Below are 18,995 nucleotides of genomic sequence, written 5' to 3'. Positions count from 1 at the left end.
CAGTTCTCTATAAGACCCGCCGCCAGGGGACCGGGCGGCCGCGTCGAAGCTTGCTTCGCCGAGGAAAGTCCGGGCTCCACGGAACAACGGTGCCGGGTAACGCCCGGCCGGAGGTTCGCCTCCGAGGGATAGTGCCACAGAAAGCATTCCGCCCGGCTTCGGACGGGTAAGGTCGAAAGGGTGCGGCAAGAGCGCACCGCGTCGCTGGCAACAGTGGCGGCACGGTAAACCCCACCGGGTGCAAGACCGAATAGGGGCGGCATATGGGCCTGTTCCGGCTCGTCGCCCGGGTTGGTCGCTTGAGGCGGAGGGCAACCTCCGTCCTAGAGGAATGGTCGCCGCTTTCCCTGTAACGCTCGGGGGAAGTACAGAACCCGGCTTACAGGTCCCCTGGCAATTTTCCCCGATCATCGCCTCGCAAACGGCCCGGTGACGGGCTAGGCTGGAATCCATATGACTCGCCAGAAGAGATCGGACGACTGGGGCTTCCCGCGCTGGCGGCCTTATGGCGCCAAGAGCAGGGACGCCGCCCGCGTACGGCTGTGCGACCGGGTCGGCTGCGACCTGCCCGGCGATCGGCCGGCGCCCAAATCGCCGAACAGCAAGGAGCGCTGGTACTTCTGCGAAGGCCATGCCGCCGAGTACAACAAGAACTGGAATTACTTCGTGGGCCTCAGCAAAGAGGAAGCCGCCAAGCGCGCCGCCGAGGAAGAGGCGGGCGCGTCGGCGTTCCGGCGGTCAGCGCATTACCAGTGGGGCGGCCCCGGCGACGGCACCCGAAGCCGGGACGAGATGCGGGCATTATCGGTGCTCGGTCTCGATAGCGACGCCGAATATAAGGAAATCCGCACCGCTTATCGCCAGCTCGCGAAAGAGCATCACCCGGACCTGAAGCAGGGCGACAAGGACGCCGAGCAGCGCTTCCGCGAGATCCAGGCGGCCTATGACGTGCTGAAGGCTGCCGAGGAGAGGAAGACGGGCAAACCCGCCTGAATGTTGCGAACCGCCTTGCCGCATGAGATGAATGCGGCGGGGGTGGCGTCATGTTCTGGTTCACCAGGCTTACCGCTGAGCGCAGGAGGACCATCGGCCATTGGTTGATGGAATTGGTCATCGTCGTCGCGGGCGTTCTCATCGCTTTGTGGCTTCAGCAGTGGGGCGAGCAGCGCAGAGCGGCTCAGGAAATGAAGGCCGCGGAGGACGCCGTCCACGACGAGGTTCGAGCGTCACTGCAAAGCCTCATCTGGCGCCAGGCCATCAGCAAGTGCCACATCGAACGGGCGGAGCTTCTGAAGTCCATGCTGCAGAAGCCGGGCTCGCATTGGCCGGGCTTGAACGAAAACGCATTGTTGCCGGTCTCGATCGGCGATGCGGCGGGTGTGCAGACCGTCATCCAGGGCGTCTGGACGCGGCCCCACGATGCTTTTACGAGCTCCGCCTGGAGCTCGGCGCTGACGACCGGGGCCTTGGCACCGATGGACCGAAAGCGATTTTCGACCCTGGTCGCGCTTTATGATCAGATCGAGTTTCTGGCCGCCCAGCGCGATCGAGAAGATCGAGCAGCGTCGACATTGTCGGCGCTTACCCTTCCGCAGGAACTGACGCCCGAGACCAGGACACGGATGCTGCAGGCTTTGTACGAGGTCGATAGCGGCCGCTTTATGTTCGCGTTCTCGATACCCGAATTCATGGACCACCTCCGCGCGCTCGGCTGGAACGACAAGGCCGCGATCGACAGGACCATCCGCGAGGATCAGGCTTCTATTCGAGCGCAGGGTGTTAATTGGCGGCCATGCGTGGCCCGCGAACGCAATCCGTTCAACGAGCCGGCGGAACTGCCTAAGGGTTGAGCATGAAGGTTGCGGCGCTGTGGGCGATGGGACGTTCAGGATCGCCGCCATGGGCGATGCCACGGACAAAGCCGATCGATTTGGTGAGCTTGTAGCATTCGCAGCGCGCGACGACGGTTTCGCCCTCGACCGCCGGCCGTAGGTAATCGAGGCGTAGGTCCAGCGTCACGATGGGCTGAAAATGGCCCATCTTGATCCAGACGGCGGTGCCCGACGCAGTGTCGATCAGGCTGACGATCGCACCTGAGGCGAGGATGCCGCTTTCGGGCCTGCCGATCAGCTCGGGTTTCCATGGTAGCGCGAGCTCGGCCCAATCCGGTCCGGAATCGCGATATTCAACGCCAAGGGCACGGCCGTGGCCGACCTTGCGGGCGACTTCGAAGAAGCGGGCGGGGTCGAAGCCCGGTCGTCCGGCGGCGTCCGCCTCTGGGGTTAGCGGCTCACTCATACAGCAAGCCTCTTCGCTGTTTCCTGGATGAGCTTGATCATGTTGGGCACGCCCTGGGTGCGATTGGAGCTTAGCTCGCGCTTCAGGTCGAACGGTTCGAGCTCGGCATGGATGTCGAGGTTGACGATATCTTCCGGCGGGCGGTCCTGAACGATCGAAAGGATAAGGGCGACAATCCCTTTGGTGATCGCCGCATTGCTGTCCGCCAGGAAATGTAACCTGCCGTCGTCCAACCGCGTCGGATACACCCAGGTTGAAGAAGAACAGCCGCGCACCTTGGTCGCGTCGGTCTTCAACGCATCCGGCATGGGCTCCAGCATCCGGCCGAGGTCGATCAGCAGTCGATAGCGGTCCTCGCTGTCGAGCAGCTGATAGTCGTCGTAGACGTCGGAAAGCGGAGGCAGGGCGGTCACGTGACGGCCCTAGCAGTGCGATGCTTCGAAATCACCCGGCGGCGCGCAGATCCTCGATTTCGCGGGTCAGGCTGTTTTCTTTCTCGACAGCAATCCGCTCCAGCACCTGCAGGCGCTTGCTGATCCGAATGAGATCTTCCGACTCCGGGACCTGCTTCGGTGCGACCTGGGCCGCCGCATTCCGGATCGCATCATGGGTCAGTTTCTCAACTTTGTTCCGCAGGCGGCGGATCGTCCAAAAGCGCTGGAACATGACAATTGCCAAGAGCGACCAGAACCCGATCAGAAGCAGGAAAACAGCAGTCTCGTCGTTCATAAAGCCCCCGTGCCTAACCTATTGGTCGCGCAGCTGCTCGATCTGGCGCGACAGCGTGTCTTCCTTCTCGACCGCGATGCGTTCGAGCACTTTGATGCGTTCCTTGAGCTCGCCGACTTCCTGGCGCAGCCGGAGCGTTTCCTGGCTGTCCTCCGGGCCGCCGCGCATCTGGCGCATGGAGCGGGCCGGAATGCCCATCTTGTGCCTGATGATGCTGAACACGAACATCATCGAGATCAAGATGAGGATGAACTCCGGCGCCCTCACTGCTTCGTATCTCCGCTAAGCTGCGGCGTGCGCAGCTCCTCAATCTGCCGCGAGAGCGTGTCCTCCTTCTCGACGGCAATGCGTTCGAGCACCTTGATGCGCTCCTTTAGGTCGGAGACTTCCTGGCGAAGGCGCATGGTCTCAGCGCGATCTTCAACCGAGGCGGCGTTGTCGACGCCACTGCGGCGATTGCGGAAGCCGGAGCGCCCTCGGAGCACACCCCCCACCGTGACGATGAACACGATGAGGACAACCATTTCGAAGGGATTCATTGCTGGGACTCTCGGGTAAGCTGCGGCGCACGCAACGCCTCGATTTGGGCGGCGGTCTGAACTCCGCCGTCGGTTGCAATTTGTTCGAGTACGCGGACACGCGCTTCGAGCCGTTCGACATGCGCAGCATATTGCGCGCTCTTTTCGGCGGCGAGGTTAGTCTGCGCCTCTATCTGCTTTTCCTTGACGCGTATCCACATCTTGAACGGCGCGATGCCAATCGCTGCCAGCGGGATCAGGACCCAGATCCACGACGCTACATTATCCATTGCTGGCTTCCCTAGTTACCTGGCGCGGTGCTGCCGGTGGAACTTCACGCAGCGCTTCGATCTGGGCCGCCGTCTGGACGCCGCCGTCAGTCACGATCTTCTCGAGGACCCGGACGCGCGCTTCGAGCTCGGCGTTGCTGGCGGCATATTGCGCCGCCTTCTCGATCGCCCCGGCCGCCTCGACCTCAAGCTTCTTTTCGCGGAAGCTGAAGAAGCGCTTGAAGCCGTGGTAGATGACGAGCGTCGGCAGGCCGACGACGATGAAAGCGATCAGGACTTCGCCGGGTCCCATTACTTTTTCCCTCCGTCGATGAGCGACAGTGAATCGATTTCCTGGGCGAGCCGATGCGGTTGGTCGGTGATGATCCGCTCGATGGTCTCAAGCCTGTCCTTGACCGAACCCAATTGGGCGCGGAGCTCGGCATTCTCGCTGGTCAGGAGCTTGATCCGCTCGGCCGACTCCCGGTCGGTGATCGGGTGGATCGCCTTGCCCCAGCTGTTTTCCAGCGGATAGCCGTTCTTGATCCTGAGCCAGGTGTTGAACATCCACCCGCCGACGGTGATCACCAGGATGGCGACGACCCATGGCAGGATGGTGACTACAAAATCGAGCGCTTGTTGGGCTTCCGGGTCCATGTGATTCCCCTTTTATCAGATACTTAGCGCAGGCGCTCGATTTCGCTGGCGAGGCTGCGGTTTTCAGTGGTGACATAGCTTTCGATGTCGGCGAGCCGACGGTCGATGTCGCGCATGCGGCTGCTGATGTCGCGGGCGCTACGTGTCGGCGAAGCGCGCACACCCTGCCAGAATTTCTTGTCCTCATCGTCGATATAATCGAGGCCGTGCGGCTTCTTCGGGGTCATCCAGCCGGCGATGAAATACAGCATGATCGGCGAGCCGCTGCCCAGCAGGATGGCTGCCAGCATCATGATCCTGACCAAGGTGACATCCATGCCCGTGTAGTCGGCGATGCCGGCACAGATACCCATCACCTTGCCGTTGACGGTGTCGCGATAGAAACGCGTGCGGCTTGGAGGTTGCGTGGACATCACTTGTAATCTCCGTCGCTGAGCAGGCGCTGGCGCTGCTCGGGCAGCGTGTTCTGCCGCCAATTGGGGTTCTCCGCGGTCATGATGCGCTCAATCGTCATCAACCGGTCGTCGAGCCTGCGGGCGGCGTCATGCAGCTCGTCGAGCAACTTCTCGTCCGAACCCGTCAGCTTCGCAGCCGTCTTCCACTTGGTGATGTAGTGGAAAACCAGCCACGGAAGCGCGATGAACAGGGTTACAATTGCAATTGCCGGAATCAGATCTTCCACTTACGCCCCCTTGGACTTTAGCGAGGCCTTCAGCGCCTCCAGTTCCGCGTCGACCTTCTCCGACGCCCTCAACTCGGCAATCTCTTCCTCGAGCGACTTCGGGCCGGTCATGCCCAGCGCCTCGGCGCGCCCTTCGGCGAAATCGGCACGGCGCTCGAGGATGTCGAACCGCGAAAATGCATCTTCAGTACGTCCGCCGTTCAGCAGCTCACGGGCCTTCGCACGGGTGACGGCGCTTTCGATCCGATTGGCGATCGCATTCTGCCGAGCACGAGCTTCACGCAGCTTGCCCTGAAGCTTGGCGATGTCTGCCTCATAGCTCTTCAGCGTTTCTTCGATGACGGCGATCTCGGCGCGAAGGCCATCGGCCATGTCGGCCGCCTTCTGCCGCTCCATGAGCGCAGCCTTGGCCAGGTCCTCGCGATCCTTGGAGAGGGCGAGCTCGGCCTTCTCGGTCCAGCTGTTCTGGAGTTCGTCGAGCCGGGAGATGGCTCGGCGCATTTCCTTGCCGTCGGCGATCGAGCGGGCCGCGGAGGCGCGCACCTCGACCAAAGTCTCTTCCATTTCGAGGATGATCATGCGGATCATCCGCGCCGGGTCCTCGGCCCGGTCGAGCAGCTCGGTGAAATTCGCTGCGAAGATATCCCGCGTCCGGGAAAAAATACCCATCACTGCACTCCGTGCACTTCCTTGGCGCCTATTGCCGAGAACTATGCAGGTTCCATGCCAATGTTGCAGAAATGCCGGAACAGTCAAAAAATCGCCGTTTTCTGCAACAAATCGACATGAAACATCTTGCCAAAGGGTGGTGAGAAACACCAATTGTCCGCACATGGAACGGGCCAATCAATTCGTCGGGTCGAGCTTGGCCTTTCTCGACTCCGTCGAGCGGGCGAGCCGCGCGGCGCCGTTGAACCGGCCCGTCCTGGTGATCGGCGAGCGCGGCACCGGCAAGGAACTGATCGCCGAACGCCTCCACCATTTGTCTTCGCGCTGGTCAGGGCCGCTCATCACGATGAATTGCGCGGCCCTGCCGGAAAATTTGATCGAAGCCGAACTGTTCGGGCACGAGGCCGGCAGTTTCACGGGTGCCGCCAAAACACGCCATGGCCGGTTCGAAGAGGCCGACGGCGGCACCCTGTTCCTCGACGAATTGGCGACCCTGTCGTCGCCGGCGCAGGATCGGCTGTTGCGCGCGGTCGAATATGGCGAGGTTACCCGGATCGGCGCATCAAAGCCGATCGAAGTCGACGTCCGCATCGTCGCCGCAACCAACGAGCATCTCCCAAGCCTTGTCGAGCAAGGCCGTTTCCGCGCCGATTTGCTCGACCGATTGTCATTTGAGGTCGTGACACTGCCGCCTCTGCGTTCGCGAGCCGGCGATATCCCGCTGCTTGCCGAGCATTTCGGGCGCCGGATGGCGGTGGAGCTTGATTGGCCCAACTGGCCCGGCTTTTCGCCCAAGGCTTTGGCCGACCTGGAATCCTATCCGTGGCCGGGCAATGTTCGTGAGCTCCGCAACGTTGTCGAGCGCGCGGTCTATCGGGCCGAAGACCCGGAACGGGCGATCGAATCCATTCAGTTCGATCCGTTCAAATCGCCCTGGGCGCCGGGGAAGGGGGAGGTCGTCGCGGTCGATCCGATCGACCGGCCCAGCGCCGGAATCGCGGAAGTCATTTCCGATGCGGTCACACCGGCAACTGTCAGGCCAACCCAGTCGACCGACGATTTCCGCGGGGCAGTTGCGGCCTATGAGCGGGCTTTGCTGGAGGACGCCCTTGCGACCAACCGCTTCAACCAGCGGGCGACCGCGGCGGCTTTGGGGCTCAGCTACGACCAGCTGCGCCACGCCCTGAAGCGCCACAAGCTGCTGGACGCCGGCGCGAGCTGAGTCTCGCCGTCTGTCGAAAATTGCGTGAACGTACGCCTCGAAAGGCGTAAAACAGCATCCTCTCAACGAGAGGAGGTTTCCATGAGGTCTCTTTTCACCGCCGCCGTCGGCATTGCCGGCGTGATCACGATGACACCGGCAAACGCCGGGACTTACTCCGTCGGAAATAGCTACGCCCGCGATTGCTGGCAGGCAGCGCATGCGCGCGACCACGACACCAATGCTTTGAACCATTGCAATCTGGCGTTGGATCAGGAGGGGCTGGACGCGGCTAACCGGGCGGCGACGCTCGTCAATCGGGGCGTGCTCTACATGCGCAACCGGGACTATTCGTCCGCCGACCGCGACTTCAATCGGGCCGTGTCGACGAACGACAAGAACCCGGAAGCCTATCTGAACCTGGCGATCTCGCGCCTGCAACGAAACGAGAATGACACGTCCGTCATGCCGTGGATAGAAAAGGCCCTGGCGCTCAACACCGAGGAACAGGCGCTGGCCTATTACAGCCGGGGCGTCCTCAACGAGCGCAACGGAGACATCCGCCAGGCCTATTACGACTACAAGCACGCCCACGAGCTGGCCCCGGATTGGGATGAGCCAACCCGGGACCTGGCGCGCTACAAGGTCGTCAAGAAATAGGCCTCGCCCCTAGCGGGGCAGAGTCTGGAAGCTGGCCATCGCGTAAAGCATCGGGATGGACAGCAAGGTATTGAGCCGCGAGGCAATCATGGCCGTTTTCGCGGCGGCAGCCTTTGTCGTGTCATCCGCTTCAACGATGCCCAGCGCCTTCTTCTGGTTCGGCCAGATGATGAACCAGACGTTGAATGCCATGACGAGGCCCAGCCACATGCCGGTGCCGATCAGTTGGAAGCCCGACTGGAAGGTCAGCGCTTCTTTCGCATAGCCATTCAAATAGGCGAGGATCAGGCCCATCAGCACGGTGAGCGCCGCCGCCCAGCGGAAATAGAACAAGGCGTTCGGTGCGATATATTTGGAGACGCCCGGCTTCAGCTCGGCGGGCACGGTCGGCATGGTCGGGATCTGCACGAAATTGAAATAATAGAGCAGGCCGATCCACATGATGCCGAAGAAGACATGCAGCCAGCGGAAGACGACCGCGGCCGTGATCGTGTCGGCGTGAAAAACACCCATCAACGCCAGTGCCAGCACCAGGCCGATGCCGATCACAGCGTTCAGGTTCGCAAATAACTTGTCCATCGAAACTCCCCCGTCTCTTGCAGTAGATTTGTTACGCCCCCAGCACGCCCGACCGCAAGCATTTGTAGGGCTGGAAGCGGAGCTTCCGCATCCCCATCTGCGTTGAGGGAGGGAACTCAAGATTGAGGATGAAGACTCATGCCTTTCCAGCTTCCCGAATTGCCATTCGACCGTAATGCCCTGGACCCGGTCATGTCGGGCGAGACGCTCGATTACCACCACGGCAAGCATCACAAGGCTTATGTCGACAAGCTCAACGGCTTCCTGACCGAAGGGAAGGCGCGTGAAACCAATCTCGTCGAGGTGGTCCGGCAGGCTCACCAAAGCGGCGACAAGAAGGTCTTCAACAATGCCGCGCAGATCTGGAACCACAGTTTCTTCTGGCAATGCCTGGCACCGGCCGACGGCCAGCAACCGACCGGTAAACTCAAGGACCTGATCGCCGAAAGCTTTGGCGGCACTGACGCGCTTCTGGCGAAGCTGAAAGACGAATCCGTCAATCATTTCTCCAACGGCTGGTCTTGGCTGGTCCTCAACCGAGGCAAGTTGGAAGTGACCTCGCTCCACGATGCCGACACGCCGATCGTCTATGACGGTATGCAGCCCCTGCTGACGCTCGATCTGTGGGAGCACGCCTATTACATCGACTATCGCAACGAACGGCCGCGCTACGCGGAAAGCGTGCTCGGCAAGATCATCAACTGGGATTTCGTGGCCAGGAACCTCGACGGCGATGGCCTGAGCCGCGCCGACCAGGAACCGGCAACGGCGCGCGAAGCCGAGACGGCCTAATCCAGCAATCCGTTCGTCCTGAGCGGAGCGCAATAGCGCGTAGTCGAAGGGCGTCTCGCACCCCCTCGCGGGGCGCCCTTCGACTTCGCTCAGGACGAGCGAGTTCGGTACCCTCGGTCTATTGCTTTAGCCTGTAGCCGGTCCTGAACATCCAGCCGGTCACGGCAAGGCAAACCGCGATGATTGCAATCATCACCGCCAAGCTCGCCCAGACCGGCACATCGGCGACGCCGTAAAAGGTCCAGCGGAACCCGCTGATCAAATAGACGACGGGGTTGAATAAAGTGATCGTCCGAAACGGCTCGGCGAGCGCGCTGACCGAATAGAAGGCGCCCCCCAGGAAGGTCAGGGGCGTGATGATCAGCATGGGGATGATCTGCAGCTGTTCGAAATTTCCCGCCCATATGCCGATGACGAACCCCATCAGGCAGAAGCCTGTGGTGATCAGCACCAGGAACAGGACCATCAGGAGCGGATGTTCGACGCGCACGTGGACGAAGAGTGTCGCCGTCGCCAGTGTCACCAATGCCAGGATGATCGACTTGGACACGGCCGCACCGACATAGGCGATGACCGTTTCGAGGCTTGATATGGGGGCGGATAGCAACTCGTAGATCGTGCTGACGAACTTCGGGAAGTAGATGCCGAAGCTGGCGTTGAAGATCGACTGCATGAAGACGCTGAGCAGGGTCAGGCCGGGGACAATGAAGCTGCCGAAGCTCACCCCGTCCATGTCCGCCATGTGCCTGCCGATCGCGGCGCCGAAGACTACGAAATAGAGGGCGGTAGTGATGACCGGCGTGACCAGGCTCTGCCACAGGGTCCGGCCGGCGCGGGCCATTTCGAAGCGATAGATCGCCGCCATCCCATGGACGTTCATGCGGCTTTCTCCGGTGCGTGGACCAGCTGGACGAAGATGTCTTCCAAACTCGACTGGCGGGTCGACAGATCCTTGTAGCCGATGTGCAGTTCGCTCAGCCGCCGCATCAGCGATGCGATGCCCGTCCGCTCGGCATTGCTGTCAAAGGCGTAGCAAAGCTGGTGTCCGTCGTCCTCCAGCACCAAATTCCATTCCTCGAGGCCTGCCGGGACCGCCTCGACGGGGTCGCTGAGAGTGATCTTGAGGGTCTTGCGGCCCATCTTCGCCATCAGTGCTTTCTTTTCGTCGATGGCGATCAATTGGCCCTTGCTGATGACGCCGACGCGGTCGGCCATTTCCTCGGCCTCTTCGATGTAGTGCGTCGTCAGGATGATGGTCGTGCCGTCGCGCCTTAGGTCGCGGACGATGTCCCACATGTCCCGGCGCAACTCGACATCGACGCCGGCGGTCGGCTCGTCGAGGAAAAGAATGTCCGGTTCGTGGCTAAGTGCCTTGGCGATCATCACGCGCCGCTTCATGCCGCCCGACAGGAAACGCATTTCCGACTTCCGCTTGTCCCATAGCGACAGGCGCTTCAGCAAAGTCTCGATCTTGCCGGCATCGCGCGGCTTGCCGAACAGGCCGCGGCTGAAGCTGACGGTGTTCCAGACGCTTTCGAAGGCGTCGGTGCTCAGTTCCTGCGGCACCAGGCCAATGCGGGTGCGAGCATGGCGGTAATCGGTCTGCCAATTCCTGCCGTCGACCAGCACTTCGCCCTCGGTAGGGGTAACGATACCGCAGGCGATGTTGATCATCGTCGTCTTGCCGGCGCCGTTGGGCCCGAGCAGCGCGAAAATCTCGCCCCTGTTGATGTCGAGGTCGACCGACTTCAGCGCCTCGACGCCGGTCGCGTACGACTTGCGCAAGCCCCGGATCGAAAGGATGGCGCTCATTCGACGGCTCCAATGTCCAGCGGCTTGTCTTTCTCTTCAGGATCAAGGCCATGGCGGAGAAGCATGGGCACGTTGGCGGCGGCAAAGACGATCGAAAGGATCGTAACCCCCCAGACCTTGATGGTCAGCCAGGCGTCGAAGCTCATGGTTGCGCGGATGACCTCGTTGGCGAGGGCGAGAAAGAGGAAATAGAAGGCCCAGTTGCGGGTGAGCTTCAGCCAGCCCGTCTCGTCCAGACCGGGGAAAATCTCGCCGAACAGCCATTTCAACACCGGCTTCTTCCTGAGAATGCCGATGAACAGGATGGCAGCGAGGACGGCGTAGATGATCGTCGGCTTCATCTGGATGAAGCGCGCGTCGTGCAGGTAAAGCGTGATCCCGCCCATGACGATGACAAGGACCGCCGAGAGCCAGGTAATCGGCGGCACGCGTTTCAGGACGACCAGCGCTGCCACTAATGCGACCAGGATCGCCGCCATGAACACGCCCGTGGCAAGGAGAGTCGCCGTAAGCCGGTCGTAGGGCGCGAATTTGTACGTCAGGAAAAAGATCAGCAGCGGGCCATATTCGATGGCGTAGCGGACCCAGGGGCTCGGGCTTTTGGTTTTCGTGGGCGCTTCGGTCATGCTGGCAGACCTGCAATGGCGCGCGCAACCGCACGGGGATCGAAGGGCCGAAGGTCCCCGGCGCCTTCGCCGACGCCGATTGCATGGATCGGCATTCCGAACTTCTCCGCCGCCGCGACCAGGACGCCGCCGCGTGCCGTGCCGTCGAGCTTGGTCATGATGAGGCCCGTCACGCCGGCGCTCTCCTTGAAGACTTCGATCTGGTTGAGCGCGTTCTGCCCGGTCGTGGCGTCGAGGACGAGCAGGATGTCGTGCGGTGCCTCGGGGTTGAGGCGGCCGAGGACGCGGCGGACCTTGGACAATTCTTCCATCAGGTGCGTCTTGTTCTGCAGCCGGCCGGCCGTATCGACGATCAGGCAGTCGATGCCCTGTGCGGTTGCCTGCTTGACCCCGTCATAGACGATGCCGGCGGCGTCGCCGCCCTCCTTGCCGGCAATGACCGGAGCGCCGATGCGATCACCCCAGATCTGCAATTGCTCGATGGCCGCCGCCCGGAATGTGTCTCCGGCAGCCAGGAGGACGCCATAATCCTGCTCCTTCAGCCAATGGCCGAGCTTGCCGATCGTCGTGGTCTTGCCGGAGCCGTTGACCCCGATCACCAGGATGACGTGCGGTCGCGGGAAGCCCCAGACGTCGAGCGGTTTGGCCACCGGCGCCAGGATCTTTTCAATTTCCTCGGCGAGGATCGTGCGCAGGCCGCGCTCGTCGAGTTGCTCGAACTTGCGGGCGGCGATGGCCTCGCGAATGCGTTTGGATGCTTCGGGTCCGAGGTCCGAAGCGATCAGCGCTTCCTCGATATCGTCGAGGGTCGCGGTGTCGAGCGCCTGTTCCTTGACGATGCCAGTCAGGTTCTCCCCGACCTTGTCCGCGGTCTTCTTGAAGCCGGCGGTCAGCCGGTCGAGCCAACTCATGCAAATACCCCGACCAGTATATCGTCCTTCAGTCCTGTGATTGTAGCGGGCCCAGTGTCGCCGCGCTTCGAGCCGGCGATAAACACCGGCGCAAAGGCATCTGTGTGACCCTTCTCCCCATTCTCGATCAGCACCGGCTGGGTCGATCCGACAAGGCTGTTTAGCCAGACCGAGCGCCGCTTCGCAGCAGCCTCGCGCAGCCGGGCAGCTCGCGCCTTGATGATCTCGCGCTCAAGCTGCGGCATCCGCGCCGCCGGCGTGTTGGGCCGGGGCGAGAAGGGGAAGACGTGCGCGGCAATGATGTCGCAGTCATCCAACAGGCGAAGGGAATTCAAGGCCGCGTCCTCGGTCTCGGTCGGGAAGCCCGCGATCAAGTCGGCGCCGATCGTTGCGTCCGGCCGCGCTGTTTTGATCCGCTCGACCAACGCGACCGACTGTGCACGGCTGTGGCGGCGCTTCATGCGCTTGAGGATCAGATCGTCGCCCGCCTGCAGCGACAGGTGGAAATGCGGCATCAGCCGCGGCTCGCCGGCGATCAGTGCGAACAAGGTCTCGTCGATCTCGATGCTGTCGAGTGAGGAAAGGCGGAGCCGTTGGAGGTTTGGAAGCGCGGCCAGCAGCTTCTCGCAAAGCGGGCCAAGGCCACCTCCGTAGGAGGTGATGTCGACACCGGTGAGGACGACCTCCGCCGCTCCATCCTCGAGTTCGCGAGCAACCGCGTCGCGGATCGCCTCGAACGGAAGCGAGCGGCTCGGCCCGCGCGCCTGCCAGATGGTGCAGAAGGTGCAGCGATGATCGCACCCCGTCTGGACGGCAACGAAGCTGCGGACACGTTGGCGAAATCCGGCGGCAATCGCGGGACGATCGAAATCCTTGAGCAAGACCTCGTCCACCTCTGGCATCGCGCGAAACGCGTCAGGCTCGAGCTGCACCGCGCATCCGGTGGCGACGATACGCGCATCGGGCCGCTCGCGGCGGGCGCGGCGGATCGCCTGGCGCGTCTGGCGCACCGCTTCGGCCGTCACCGCGCAGCTGTTGATGATGATGCTGTTGTCCTTGGCACGCGCCTTGAGAGCCTCGCTCTCCGCGAAGTTCAGCCGGCAACCGAGGGTAATCGCCTCGACGGTCACTTGAAGGCTCCGAGGTCAATCTCCCCGGTGAAGACGTGCGTCGCGCTTCCGCGCATGCTGATTTCGCCGCCTGGCTCCCACCCGATGGTCAGCGTGCCGCCGCGCATCGTCACTTTGACGGGTGAAGTCACGCGCTTCGAGGCAATGGCGCAGACTGCAGTCGCGCAGGCGCCGGTGCCGCAGGCCCGGGTCAGTCCGGAGCCACGTTCCCAGGTGCGCAGGGTGATGCCGTCGTCACCGATGCTGGCGACATTGACGTTGATCCGCTCGGGGAAGGCAGGATCATGCTCGATGCTTGGCCCGATGCTGCCCAATTCGACCAGCCGTGGATCGGGCACGAAAAACACAACATGCGGATTGCCGACATTGACCGCCATCGGCTTTTCGAGCGGTCCCCAGCCCATTGGCAGGCTCGATGTGTCCATCGGATAGCTCAGCGGAATGTCTTCCCAGCCGAATTTCGGTGCCGGCAGTTTGACCTCGACGTCATCGCCGGCACCGCTGCCTTCGACAATCCCGCCGCCCGTCTCCAGGCTCTTGGCGCCGGTCAGCGCGACGACGCAGCGCGAGGCGTTGCCGCAGCTCTGCACCTCGCCGCCGTCGTGGTTCCAGATCCGCATCTTGAGATCGGCGACGGTCGACGGCTCGAGCAGGATGAGCTGGTCGCAGCCGATTCCGGTCTGGCGGTCGGCCAAGCGCTGGGCGAGGGCAGGGGTCATCGCCACCGCCTGCTCGCGGGCGTCGAGGATGACGAAGTCATTCCCCAGCCCGTGCATCTTGTCGAACCGCGTCGCCATCGTCGCGCGGACTTAGGGAGCGGGCCCCACGCTGTCCACCTTGCACAAAGAAAGAGCGCCGGCGTGAACCGGCGCTCTCCCTTGCCTAAGCCCGCTGCTCGTTAGCGGCGGCGGTTGATGTCGATGTCGCGGACACGGCCGCTGTAGTCCACGTCGCATCTGAACGACAGGTCGGCGGCGTTGGCATAGCCGTAGCCGGTGGCACCATAGGCACCGTAACCATAGGCACCGTAGCCGTTGTTGTAGGCGTAGCGGCCGCTAGAGGCCAAACCACGCACGCGGATGCGGTTGCTGCTCGGCTGGGTCGACGAAATCGAGATCACCTGGCCGCGCGTATTGGCGCCAAGGACGGCACCGAGAATGCCCTGGACCCCGACGCGGTTGTTCAGGCGAGCCTGGACGGCGGCGGCGCACTGGTTGGCAGCGACCTGGGTCATGTTGGCCCGATTGCCGTAATAGCCGTAGGCGTTGCCGTAAGGCTGCTGATAGCCGTTATATCCATTGTAGTACCCATACTGGGCGCTGGCGGGGGCGGCGGCTGCAAGCGCCGCAAGGCCAAGGCCACCAGCCATCATTGTTTTGAACATAGTCATTACTTTTCTCCCTAAGACGCGGGTTTCGAGGTTAAAACGAACCGTCTCGGAAGCTTGCAGCGAGCTTTGTCCTGCAATTGTCTCGGCTCGTCGTGCGGGCCTGAATGGCAAATTAATCCGCGAGGGCAGGCGGCCCATCTTGCCGAAATGCGCCAATGCGGTGCAATGAGCCGCCATGCCAAAAGCCGCCGCCGACGTTGTCCGATCCGTCCTCTTCTCCGCCGTCATAGACGCCATCGAGGCGTTGCGCGCGTCTTCCAAGGGCCTGCCGAACAACATGCTCCGCGACCTGCAGAGCATCCATCGCAATACTGCGTTCGAGGACCTGCCGAAGGAAGTGCAGGATTCGATAGTCCAGAGCGTTCGTTCCGCGTTCGGGGAGCTACTGAAGGAAGGTTACGCCGTCGGTCCGCGAAACGAAGTGCAGTCGCGGCCAATGGACCGCGTTCCCGAGCGGCAGCGAGGCGGCCCAGGAGAACGGCGCGGACCGATGGATCGCCGGGATGTGCGCCGGGGACCGGGCAGGCGCGGGCCCGGCCGTCCTAACGGCAACGGCCCAGGAAAAGGGCCCCGGCCACCACGGAAACCGCAAGGCAGCTAAAGGAACTTCGGCGCCTGCTTGAGGACTGCGTTGCAGGCTTGCGATTTCAGGTTGCTTGGAACCTGGTTCAGCGAGAACTTCTGGCCGTTGCCGGTCAGGATATTGCCTGCCTTGCCTGCCGAGTAGCCGCTGGCGGAGGTGATGCCCGGTTTCTTCATCAGGCTGCCGAGCGTGGACGTAGCGCTACCTCCGCCCAGCACCTTGTTCTGGACGCAATAGCCGAGCACGCCTGCGGCATTGCCAGGGCTGATCGATGAGACGTTGGGGACACCCTTCATCAAAGAGGATGCGCCGGGGATTGAGGGCAGGCTCTGCCCGACTGCTGCGGAGAGGGCGGTAGTCAGAAGCGCGATCAGGACGGGCGCGACGGTGCGATGCGGCATGGGACACCTCCAAAGGCAGGGCTAGGTGCGCTGCGCTGCCGCCACCATCAGGGGGATTCCGGAAATTGACCCCGTGAAGGTTGCGAGGGGCCGCCAGCTTTGCGATGGTCGCGAACGGGAGGGGGCATGAGCGTACGCGTTCCAACGCCACTGCACGGTTGGCGGGCCTTCATCGGCGAAGTTGGCGTGATCGTCCTGGGTGTCCTGCTCGCGCTCGGCGCACAGCAGCTCGTCCAGGACGTGCAGATGCGATCGGCTGTCCGTGAGTTCCGACGAACTATCAACCATGAAATCGGCCTCAACCTGTTCGTCTATCAGGTTCGCACACGCGGCAGCGACTGCAACGAGAAGCGGCTCAAGGAGCTGACCGATTGGGTTATGTCGGCCCGCGACGGGCAGAGCTTGCCCAAGATCATCGCGGCGGCGCCCATGACTTTGTCCCCGTATCGGAGCGCCTGGGATACCCGCGATGGTGATGTCTTCGCCCATGTCCCGGCCAAGGACCGCCAGAAATATGCGGAATTCTACGATGAGCTCGAGAGTAACTCGCTGATCATCCAGAAGGAACTGGACGAGTGGCTGCAGCTCCAGCGCTTCGCGCTTCCCGGGCCGGTCTCGCTGGAAGACCGTCGAATGCTCTACGGACACGTGCGGACCGCCAGGATATTTAATCGGGTGTGGGCTCCGAACATGGATATCTCGAACAAGATCGCCGCCGAATTGGGCGTCAAATCAATCAAACCCGACACTGTGTCGGACGAATTGCTGAAGCAAGTGGCGGTCTGCCAGCCGACTTTCGAACAGCCCGAAGGCAAGGATGTCGCTGTGGGATCGGCGGCTCGGAGTTGAACTTCCCGCCGGCTTGAGCTAGGGGCGGCGCGTCTTAACGGACATACATCGATGATCGTCCTTCGGGACCCGCCGGCCAACGAGGTTTCGTCCGCCGGCGTGTTTTGCGTTGAAGCGCGGTCATCGGCTGGGAGATTTGGATTTGTTCGACAGTCTTAGCGATCGCTTAGGCAGCGTATTCGACAAGCTTCGCGGGCGCGGCGCGCTCAGCGAGGCCGACGTGCGCTCGGCGATGCGCGAAGTCCGCGTGGCTTTGTTGGAAGCCGACGTCGCGCTCCCGGTCGCCCGCGATTTCGTCGACCAGGTCACCGAAAAGGCCGTTGGCCAGGACGTCATCCGCTCGGTCACTCCGGGCCAGATGGTCGTCAAGATCGTAAACGACGCTTTGATCGAGATGCTGGGCTCGGACACCGCCGAGCTTGACCTCAACGTCTCGCCGCCCGCCGTCATCATGATGGTCGGCCTCCAGGGCTCGGGCAAGACGACCACCACCGCAAAGCTGGCCAAGCGCCTGACCGAGCGTGACCGCAAAAAAGTCCTGATGGCCTCGCTCGACGTTGCCCGACCGGCGGCGCAGGAGCAGCTGGCGGTGTTGGGCCGGCAGACGAACGTCGAAACCTTGCCGATCGTCGCCGGCCAGCAGCCGGTCGACATTGCCAAGCGCGCCCTTCAGTCGGCGAAGCTTCAGGGCTTCGACGTGGTCCTGCTCGACACCGCCGGCCGCTTGCACGTCGACGATCAGTTGATGGCCGAGATGAATGCGGTTTACGCCGCCTCGAACCCGGCCGAGACTCTGCTCGTCGTCGACAGCCTGACCGGCCAGGACGCCGTCAACGTCGCCAAGGGCTTTGCCGGCGAAGTGGACTTGTCCGGCGTGATCCTGACCCGCATGGACGGCGATGCTCGCGGCGGCGCGGCACTGTCGATGCGTGCGGTCACCGGCAAGCCGATCAAGTTCGCGGGTACCGGCGAAGCGATTGATGCCCTTGAGGCATTCCATCCGGATCGCGTCGCCGGCCGGATCCTCGGCATGGGCGACGTCGTCTCGTTGGTCGAACGCGCCGCCGAGACGGTCAAGATCGAAGAGGCCGAGGCGATCGCCGCCAAGATGGCGAAGGGCAAGTTCGACCTCGACGATCTTCGCATGCAGATTTCGCAGATGCAGCGCATGGGCGGCCTTGGCGCGCTCGCCAAGATGCTGCCCGGCATGAAGGGCATGGCGCCCGCCAATGTCGACGACAAGGCGCTGGTTCGCCTCGAGGCGATGATGAGTTCGATGACTGCCAAGGAGCGCGGCCGTCCCGACATCATCAACGCCAAGCGCAAGATCCGCATCGCCAAGGGCAGCGGCACCACCGTCCAGGAGGTGAACAAGCTGCTCAAGATGCATCAGGAAATGGCCAACGCCATGAAGCGCCTCAAGAAGATGGGCGGTTTCGGCAAGCTGGCCGCCATGTTCGGCGGCGGCGGTGGCCTCGGCGGGATGGGCGGAGCCGGCGACGCCGGCGGAATGCCGGGTCTCGGCGGCGCGGGCGGCATGCCCGGGCTTCCTGGCCTCGGCGGCGCCCAGCCGTTCAACCTGCCCCCAGGTTTCGATAAATTTGGTAAGAAATAACAGAGATTTAGAAGAAGGACTAAAGATATGGCAGTAGCAATTCGCCTCGCCCGTGGTGGCTCCAAAAAGCGCCCCTATTATCGCGTTGTCGTGGCCGACAGCCGCAACTCGCGTGACGGCCGATTCATCGAGAAGGTCGGCACCTATAATCCGCTCCTCGCGAAGGATTCGCCGGAGCGCGTGAAGCTCGACGCCGACCGCATTTCGCACTGGCTGTCGGTCGGCGCCCAGCCGTCGGACCGCGTCCTGCGCTTCCTTGATGCCGCCGGCATCAAGGAGCGTCCGGCTCGCAACAACCCGAAGAAGGCGGAGCCGGGCGAGAAGGCCAAGGAGCGCGCCGAGGAGCGTGCCGCCAAGCTGGCAGCCGCCGAGGAAGCCGCCAATGCTCCGGTTGAAGAGGCCCCTGCCGTTGAAGAGGCTCCGGCTGCTGAAGCCGTGACTGAGGAAGCGTCGACCGAGGAAGCTGAAGTCGCCGCCGAGCAGGCTCCGGCCGACACCGCCGACCTGCCGGTCGAAGAGGCTGTGGCCGCCGAAGCCACCGAAGAAGCTTCGGCTGGTGAAGAGGCTCCCCAGGCCGAGGCCGCCGCCGAAGAGCCGGCCCCGGCCGTTGAGGAAGCTGCCGAA

The 18,995-nt window shown here is 62.8% G+C and carries 28 protein-coding genes, 1 other RNA gene and 1 pseudogene; 10 read left to right on the top strand and 20 right to left on the bottom strand.

The window, feature by feature from the left end:
* Positions 1-22: 22 nt before the first annotated feature.
* From rnpB to LZ536_RS02365, 3 genes are all read left to right on the top strand, one after another.
* Positions 23-398: RNase P RNA component class A (rnpB, locus tag LZ536_RS02375), an RNA gene on the top strand.
* 55 nt (positions 399-453) lie between these two features.
* Positions 454-993: a DnaJ domain-containing protein gene (locus tag LZ536_RS02370; RefSeq protein ID WP_249846698.1), complete on the top strand. Its 540-nt coding sequence runs from the start codon at positions 454-456 to the stop codon at positions 991-993.
* A 50-nt stretch (positions 994-1,043) separates the two neighbouring features.
* Positions 1,044-1,850, top strand: coding sequence for a hypothetical protein (locus LZ536_RS02365; protein WP_249846697.1), 807 nt, complete (start codon positions 1,044-1,046; stop codon positions 1,848-1,850).
* Here LZ536_RS02365 and LZ536_RS02360 read toward each other — a convergent pair.
* Genes LZ536_RS02360 through pspA form a run of 11 tightly spaced genes read right to left on the bottom strand, consistent with a single transcriptional unit; the run spans position 1,840 to position 5,822 of the window.
* Positions 1,840-2,298 (bottom strand): PaaI family thioesterase, encoded by a 459-nt coding sequence (locus tag LZ536_RS02360; protein WP_249846696.1) that lies wholly within the window; start codon positions 2,296-2,298, stop codon positions 1,840-1,842. The two genes, LZ536_RS02365 and LZ536_RS02360, sit on opposite strands and share 11 nt — an antisense overlap.
* Positions 2,295-2,711 (bottom strand): SufE family protein, encoded by a 417-nt coding sequence (locus tag LZ536_RS02355; protein WP_431357906.1) that lies wholly within the window; start codon positions 2,709-2,711, stop codon positions 2,295-2,297. The genes LZ536_RS02360 and LZ536_RS02355 overlap by 4 nt, the downstream gene beginning before the upstream one ends.
* A gap of 31 nt (positions 2,712-2,742) precedes the next feature.
* Positions 2,743-3,027, bottom strand: coding sequence for a hypothetical protein (locus tag LZ536_RS02350; protein ID WP_249846695.1), 285 nt, complete (start codon positions 3,025-3,027; stop codon positions 2,743-2,745).
* Positions 3,028-3,045: 18 nt separating this feature from the next.
* A complete protein-coding gene (locus LZ536_RS02345; protein ID WP_249846694.1) occupies positions 3,046-3,294 on the bottom strand; it encodes a hypothetical protein in 249 nt (82 codons plus the stop codon).
* Positions 3,291-3,566, bottom strand: a complete 276-nt coding sequence (locus LZ536_RS02340; protein WP_249846693.1) for a hypothetical protein — start codon at positions 3,564-3,566, stop codon at positions 3,291-3,293. The genes LZ536_RS02345 and LZ536_RS02340 overlap by 4 nt, the downstream gene beginning before the upstream one ends.
* Positions 3,563-3,835, bottom strand: a complete 273-nt coding sequence (locus tag LZ536_RS02335; RefSeq protein WP_249846692.1) for a hypothetical protein — start codon at positions 3,833-3,835, stop codon at positions 3,563-3,565. The genes LZ536_RS02340 and LZ536_RS02335 overlap by 4 nt, the downstream gene beginning before the upstream one ends.
* Complete coding sequence (locus tag LZ536_RS02330) at positions 3,828-4,127, bottom strand: hypothetical protein (RefSeq protein ID WP_249846691.1); 300 nt, start codon at positions 4,125-4,127, stop codon at positions 3,828-3,830. The genes LZ536_RS02335 and LZ536_RS02330 overlap by 8 nt, the downstream gene beginning before the upstream one ends.
* Positions 4,127-4,471: a hypothetical protein gene (locus LZ536_RS02325; RefSeq protein ID WP_249846690.1), complete on the bottom strand. Its 345-nt coding sequence runs from the start codon at positions 4,469-4,471 to the stop codon at positions 4,127-4,129. Before LZ536_RS02325 ends, LZ536_RS02330 begins: the two co-directional genes overlap by 1 nt.
* Before the next feature lie 23 nt (positions 4,472-4,494).
* The gene (gene pspC, locus LZ536_RS02320) at positions 4,495-4,884 is read right to left on the bottom strand and encodes an envelope stress response membrane protein PspC (protein ID WP_249846689.1); all 390 of its coding nucleotides are present in this window, start codon (positions 4,882-4,884) and stop codon (positions 4,495-4,497) included.
* Positions 4,884-5,153: an envelope stress response membrane protein PspB gene (pspB, locus tag LZ536_RS02315; protein ID WP_249846688.1), complete on the bottom strand. Its 270-nt coding sequence runs from the start codon at positions 5,151-5,153 to the stop codon at positions 4,884-4,886. The genes pspC and pspB overlap by 1 nt, the downstream gene beginning before the upstream one ends.
* Positions 5,154-5,822 carry a phage shock protein PspA gene (gene pspA / locus LZ536_RS02310; protein ID WP_249846687.1) on the bottom strand — a complete coding sequence of 223 codons (669 nt, stop codon included), beginning with the start codon at positions 5,820-5,822 and terminating at the stop codon, positions 5,154-5,156.
* Positions 5,823-5,985: 163 nt separating this feature from the next.
* On the opposite strand from pspA, the gene pspF reads away from it, so the two are divergent.
* Together pspF and LZ536_RS02300 are read left to right on the top strand one after the other, a co-directional pair.
* Positions 5,986-7,044, top strand: a complete 1,059-nt coding sequence (gene pspF / locus LZ536_RS02305; RefSeq protein ID WP_249846686.1) for a phage shock protein operon transcriptional activator — start codon at positions 5,986-5,988, stop codon at positions 7,042-7,044.
* Between the two features lie 81 nt (positions 7,045-7,125).
* The gene (locus tag LZ536_RS02300; protein ID WP_249846685.1) at positions 7,126-7,683 is read left to right on the top strand and encodes a tetratricopeptide repeat protein; all 558 of its coding nucleotides are present in this window, start codon (positions 7,126-7,128) and stop codon (positions 7,681-7,683) included.
* 9 nt (positions 7,684-7,692) lie between these two features.
* On the opposite strand, the gene LZ536_RS02295 is transcribed toward LZ536_RS02300, so the two are convergent.
* Positions 7,693-8,262 (bottom strand): urate hydroxylase PuuD, encoded by a 570-nt coding sequence (locus LZ536_RS02295; protein ID WP_249846684.1) that lies wholly within the window; start codon positions 8,260-8,262, stop codon positions 7,693-7,695.
* A gap of 138 nt (positions 8,263-8,400) precedes the next feature.
* Here LZ536_RS02295 and LZ536_RS02290 point away from each other — a divergent pair, with 138 nt between their 5' ends.
* Positions 8,401-9,054, top strand: coding sequence for a superoxide dismutase (locus LZ536_RS02290; protein WP_249846683.1), 654 nt, complete (start codon positions 8,401-8,403; stop codon positions 9,052-9,054).
* Positions 9,055-9,172: 118 nt separating this feature from the next.
* Here LZ536_RS02290 and LZ536_RS02285 read toward each other — a convergent pair whose 3' ends face one another.
* The 7 genes from LZ536_RS02285 to LZ536_RS02255 all read right to left on the bottom strand — a co-directional run bounded on the left by LZ536_RS02285 (position 9,173) and on the right by LZ536_RS02255 (position 14,923).
* Positions 9,173-9,934 (bottom strand): ABC transporter permease, encoded by a 762-nt coding sequence (locus LZ536_RS02285; RefSeq protein ID WP_249846682.1) that lies wholly within the window; start codon positions 9,932-9,934, stop codon positions 9,173-9,175.
* Positions 9,931-10,866, bottom strand: a complete 936-nt coding sequence (locus LZ536_RS02280; RefSeq protein WP_249846681.1) for an ABC transporter ATP-binding protein — start codon at positions 10,864-10,866, stop codon at positions 9,931-9,933. The genes LZ536_RS02285 and LZ536_RS02280 overlap by 4 nt, the downstream gene beginning before the upstream one ends.
* Positions 10,863-11,492 (bottom strand): inner membrane-spanning protein YciB, encoded by a 630-nt coding sequence (locus LZ536_RS02275; RefSeq protein WP_249846680.1) that lies wholly within the window; start codon positions 11,490-11,492, stop codon positions 10,863-10,865. Before LZ536_RS02275 ends, LZ536_RS02280 begins: the two co-directional genes overlap by 4 nt.
* Positions 11,489-12,403 (bottom strand): signal recognition particle-docking protein FtsY, encoded by a 915-nt coding sequence (gene ftsY, locus LZ536_RS02270; protein WP_249846679.1) that lies wholly within the window; start codon positions 12,401-12,403, stop codon positions 11,489-11,491. Before ftsY ends, LZ536_RS02275 begins: the two co-directional genes overlap by 4 nt.
* Positions 12,400-13,533 carry a MiaB/RimO family radical SAM methylthiotransferase gene (locus LZ536_RS02265; RefSeq protein WP_249846678.1) on the bottom strand — a complete coding sequence of 378 codons (1,134 nt, stop codon included), beginning with the start codon at positions 13,531-13,533 and terminating at the stop codon, positions 12,400-12,402. Before LZ536_RS02265 ends, ftsY begins: the two co-directional genes overlap by 4 nt.
* On the bottom strand, positions 13,530-14,330 hold the full coding sequence (gene dapF / locus LZ536_RS02260; RefSeq protein ID WP_249846677.1) for a diaminopimelate epimerase: 801 nt from the start codon (positions 14,328-14,330) through the stop codon (positions 13,530-13,532). Before dapF ends, LZ536_RS02265 begins: the two co-directional genes overlap by 4 nt.
* Positions 14,331-14,431: 101 nt before the next feature.
* Positions 14,432-14,923, bottom strand: coding sequence for a hypothetical protein (locus LZ536_RS02255; protein WP_249846676.1), 492 nt, complete (start codon positions 14,921-14,923; stop codon positions 14,432-14,434).
* Between the two features lie 175 nt (positions 14,924-15,098).
* On the opposite strand from LZ536_RS02255, the gene LZ536_RS02250 reads away from it, so the two are divergent.
* Positions 15,099-15,524: a hypothetical protein gene (locus LZ536_RS02250; RefSeq protein ID WP_249846675.1), complete on the top strand. Its 426-nt coding sequence runs from the start codon at positions 15,099-15,101 to the stop codon at positions 15,522-15,524.
* On the opposite strand, the gene LZ536_RS02245 is transcribed toward LZ536_RS02250, so the two are convergent.
* The gene (locus tag LZ536_RS02245; RefSeq protein WP_249846674.1) at positions 15,521-15,907 is read right to left on the bottom strand and encodes a DUF2501 domain-containing protein; all 387 of its coding nucleotides are present in this window, start codon (positions 15,905-15,907) and stop codon (positions 15,521-15,523) included. The two genes, LZ536_RS02250 and LZ536_RS02245, sit on opposite strands and share 4 nt — an antisense overlap.
* A 126-nt stretch (positions 15,908-16,033) precedes the next feature.
* On the opposite strand from LZ536_RS02245, the gene LZ536_RS02240 reads away from it, so the two are divergent.
* From LZ536_RS02240 to rpsP, 3 genes and pseudogenes are all read left to right on the top strand, one after another.
* Positions 16,034-16,756, top strand: coding sequence for a hypothetical protein (locus tag LZ536_RS02240; protein WP_249846673.1), 723 nt, complete (start codon positions 16,034-16,036; stop codon positions 16,754-16,756).
* 142 nt (positions 16,757-16,898) lie between these two features.
* Positions 16,899-18,371 (top strand): signal recognition particle protein, encoded by a 1,473-nt coding sequence (gene ffh, locus LZ536_RS02235; protein WP_249846672.1) that lies wholly within the window; start codon positions 16,899-16,901, stop codon positions 18,369-18,371.
* Between the two features lie 27 nt (positions 18,372-18,398).
* Positions 18,399-18,914, top strand: a pseudogene (rpsP, locus tag LZ536_RS02230) (30S ribosomal protein S16); the annotation flags it as partial.
* Between the last annotated feature and the right edge of the window lie 81 nt (positions 18,915-18,995).

The organism is Sphingomonas alba, from assembly GCF_023516555.1.
GTDB classification, from domain to species: Bacteria; Pseudomonadota; Alphaproteobacteria; order Sphingomonadales; family Sphingomonadaceae; genus Sphingomicrobium; species Sphingomicrobium album.
The sequence above is the reverse complement of the archived record's forward strand: the minus strand, read 5'-3'. Positions and strand labels throughout refer to the sequence as shown.

Coding starts and splice junctions, on each gene's coding strand:
- LZ536_RS02370 (WP_249846698.1), top strand. CDS start 454: ATGACTCGCCAGAAGAGATCGGACGACTGGGGCTTCCCGCGCTGGCGG.
- LZ536_RS02365 (WP_249846697.1), top strand. CDS start 1,044: ATGTTCTGGTTCACCAGGCTTACCGCTGAGCGCAGGAGGACCATCGGC.
- LZ536_RS02360 (WP_249846696.1), bottom strand. CDS start 2,298: ATGAGTGAGCCGCTAACCCCAGAGGCGGACGCCGCCGGACGACCGGGC.
- LZ536_RS02350 (WP_249846695.1), bottom strand. CDS start 3,027: ATGAACGACGAGACTGCTGTTTTCCTGCTTCTGATCGGGTTCTGGTCG.
- LZ536_RS02340 (WP_249846693.1), bottom strand. CDS start 3,566: ATGAATCCCTTCGAAATGGTTGTCCTCATCGTGTTCATCGTCACGGTG.
- LZ536_RS02335 (WP_249846692.1), bottom strand. CDS start 3,835: ATGGATAATGTAGCGTCGTGGATCTGGGTCCTGATCCCGCTGGCAGCG.
- LZ536_RS02330 (WP_249846691.1), bottom strand. CDS start 4,127: ATGGGACCCGGCGAAGTCCTGATCGCTTTCATCGTCGTCGGCCTGCCG.
- LZ536_RS02325 (WP_249846690.1), bottom strand. CDS start 4,471: ATGGACCCGGAAGCCCAACAAGCGCTCGATTTTGTAGTCACCATCCTG.
- pspC (WP_249846689.1), bottom strand. CDS start 4,884: ATGTCCACGCAACCTCCAAGCCGCACGCGTTTCTATCGCGACACCGTC.
- pspA (WP_249846687.1), bottom strand. CDS start 5,822: ATGGGTATTTTTTCCCGGACGCGGGATATCTTCGCAGCGAATTTCACC.
- pspF (WP_249846686.1), top strand. CDS start 5,986: ATGGAACGGGCCAATCAATTCGTCGGGTCGAGCTTGGCCTTTCTCGAC.
- LZ536_RS02300 (WP_249846685.1), top strand. CDS start 7,126: ATGAGGTCTCTTTTCACCGCCGCCGTCGGCATTGCCGGCGTGATCACG.
- LZ536_RS02295 (WP_249846684.1), bottom strand. CDS start 8,262: ATGGACAAGTTATTTGCGAACCTGAACGCTGTGATCGGCATCGGCCTG.
- LZ536_RS02290 (WP_249846683.1), top strand. CDS start 8,401: ATGCCTTTCCAGCTTCCCGAATTGCCATTCGACCGTAATGCCCTGGAC.
- LZ536_RS02285 (WP_249846682.1), bottom strand. CDS start 9,934: ATGAACGTCCATGGGATGGCGGCGATCTATCGCTTCGAAATGGCCCGC.
- LZ536_RS02280 (WP_249846681.1), bottom strand. CDS start 10,866: ATGAGCGCCATCCTTTCGATCCGGGGCTTGCGCAAGTCGTACGCGACC.
- LZ536_RS02275 (WP_249846680.1), bottom strand. CDS start 11,492: ATGACCGAAGCGCCCACGAAAACCAAAAGCCCGAGCCCCTGGGTCCGC.
- ftsY (WP_249846679.1), bottom strand. CDS start 12,403: ATGAGTTGGCTCGACCGGCTGACCGCCGGCTTCAAGAAGACCGCGGAC.
- dapF (WP_249846677.1), bottom strand. CDS start 14,330: ATGGCGACGCGGTTCGACAAGATGCACGGGCTGGGGAATGACTTCGTC.
- LZ536_RS02255 (WP_249846676.1), bottom strand. CDS start 14,923: ATGACTATGTTCAAAACAATGATGGCTGGTGGCCTTGGCCTTGCGGCG.
- LZ536_RS02250 (WP_249846675.1), top strand. CDS start 15,099: ATGCCAAAAGCCGCCGCCGACGTTGTCCGATCCGTCCTCTTCTCCGCC.
- LZ536_RS02245 (WP_249846674.1), bottom strand. CDS start 15,907: ATGCCGCATCGCACCGTCGCGCCCGTCCTGATCGCGCTTCTGACTACC.
- LZ536_RS02240 (WP_249846673.1), top strand. CDS start 16,034: ATGAGCGTACGCGTTCCAACGCCACTGCACGGTTGGCGGGCCTTCATC.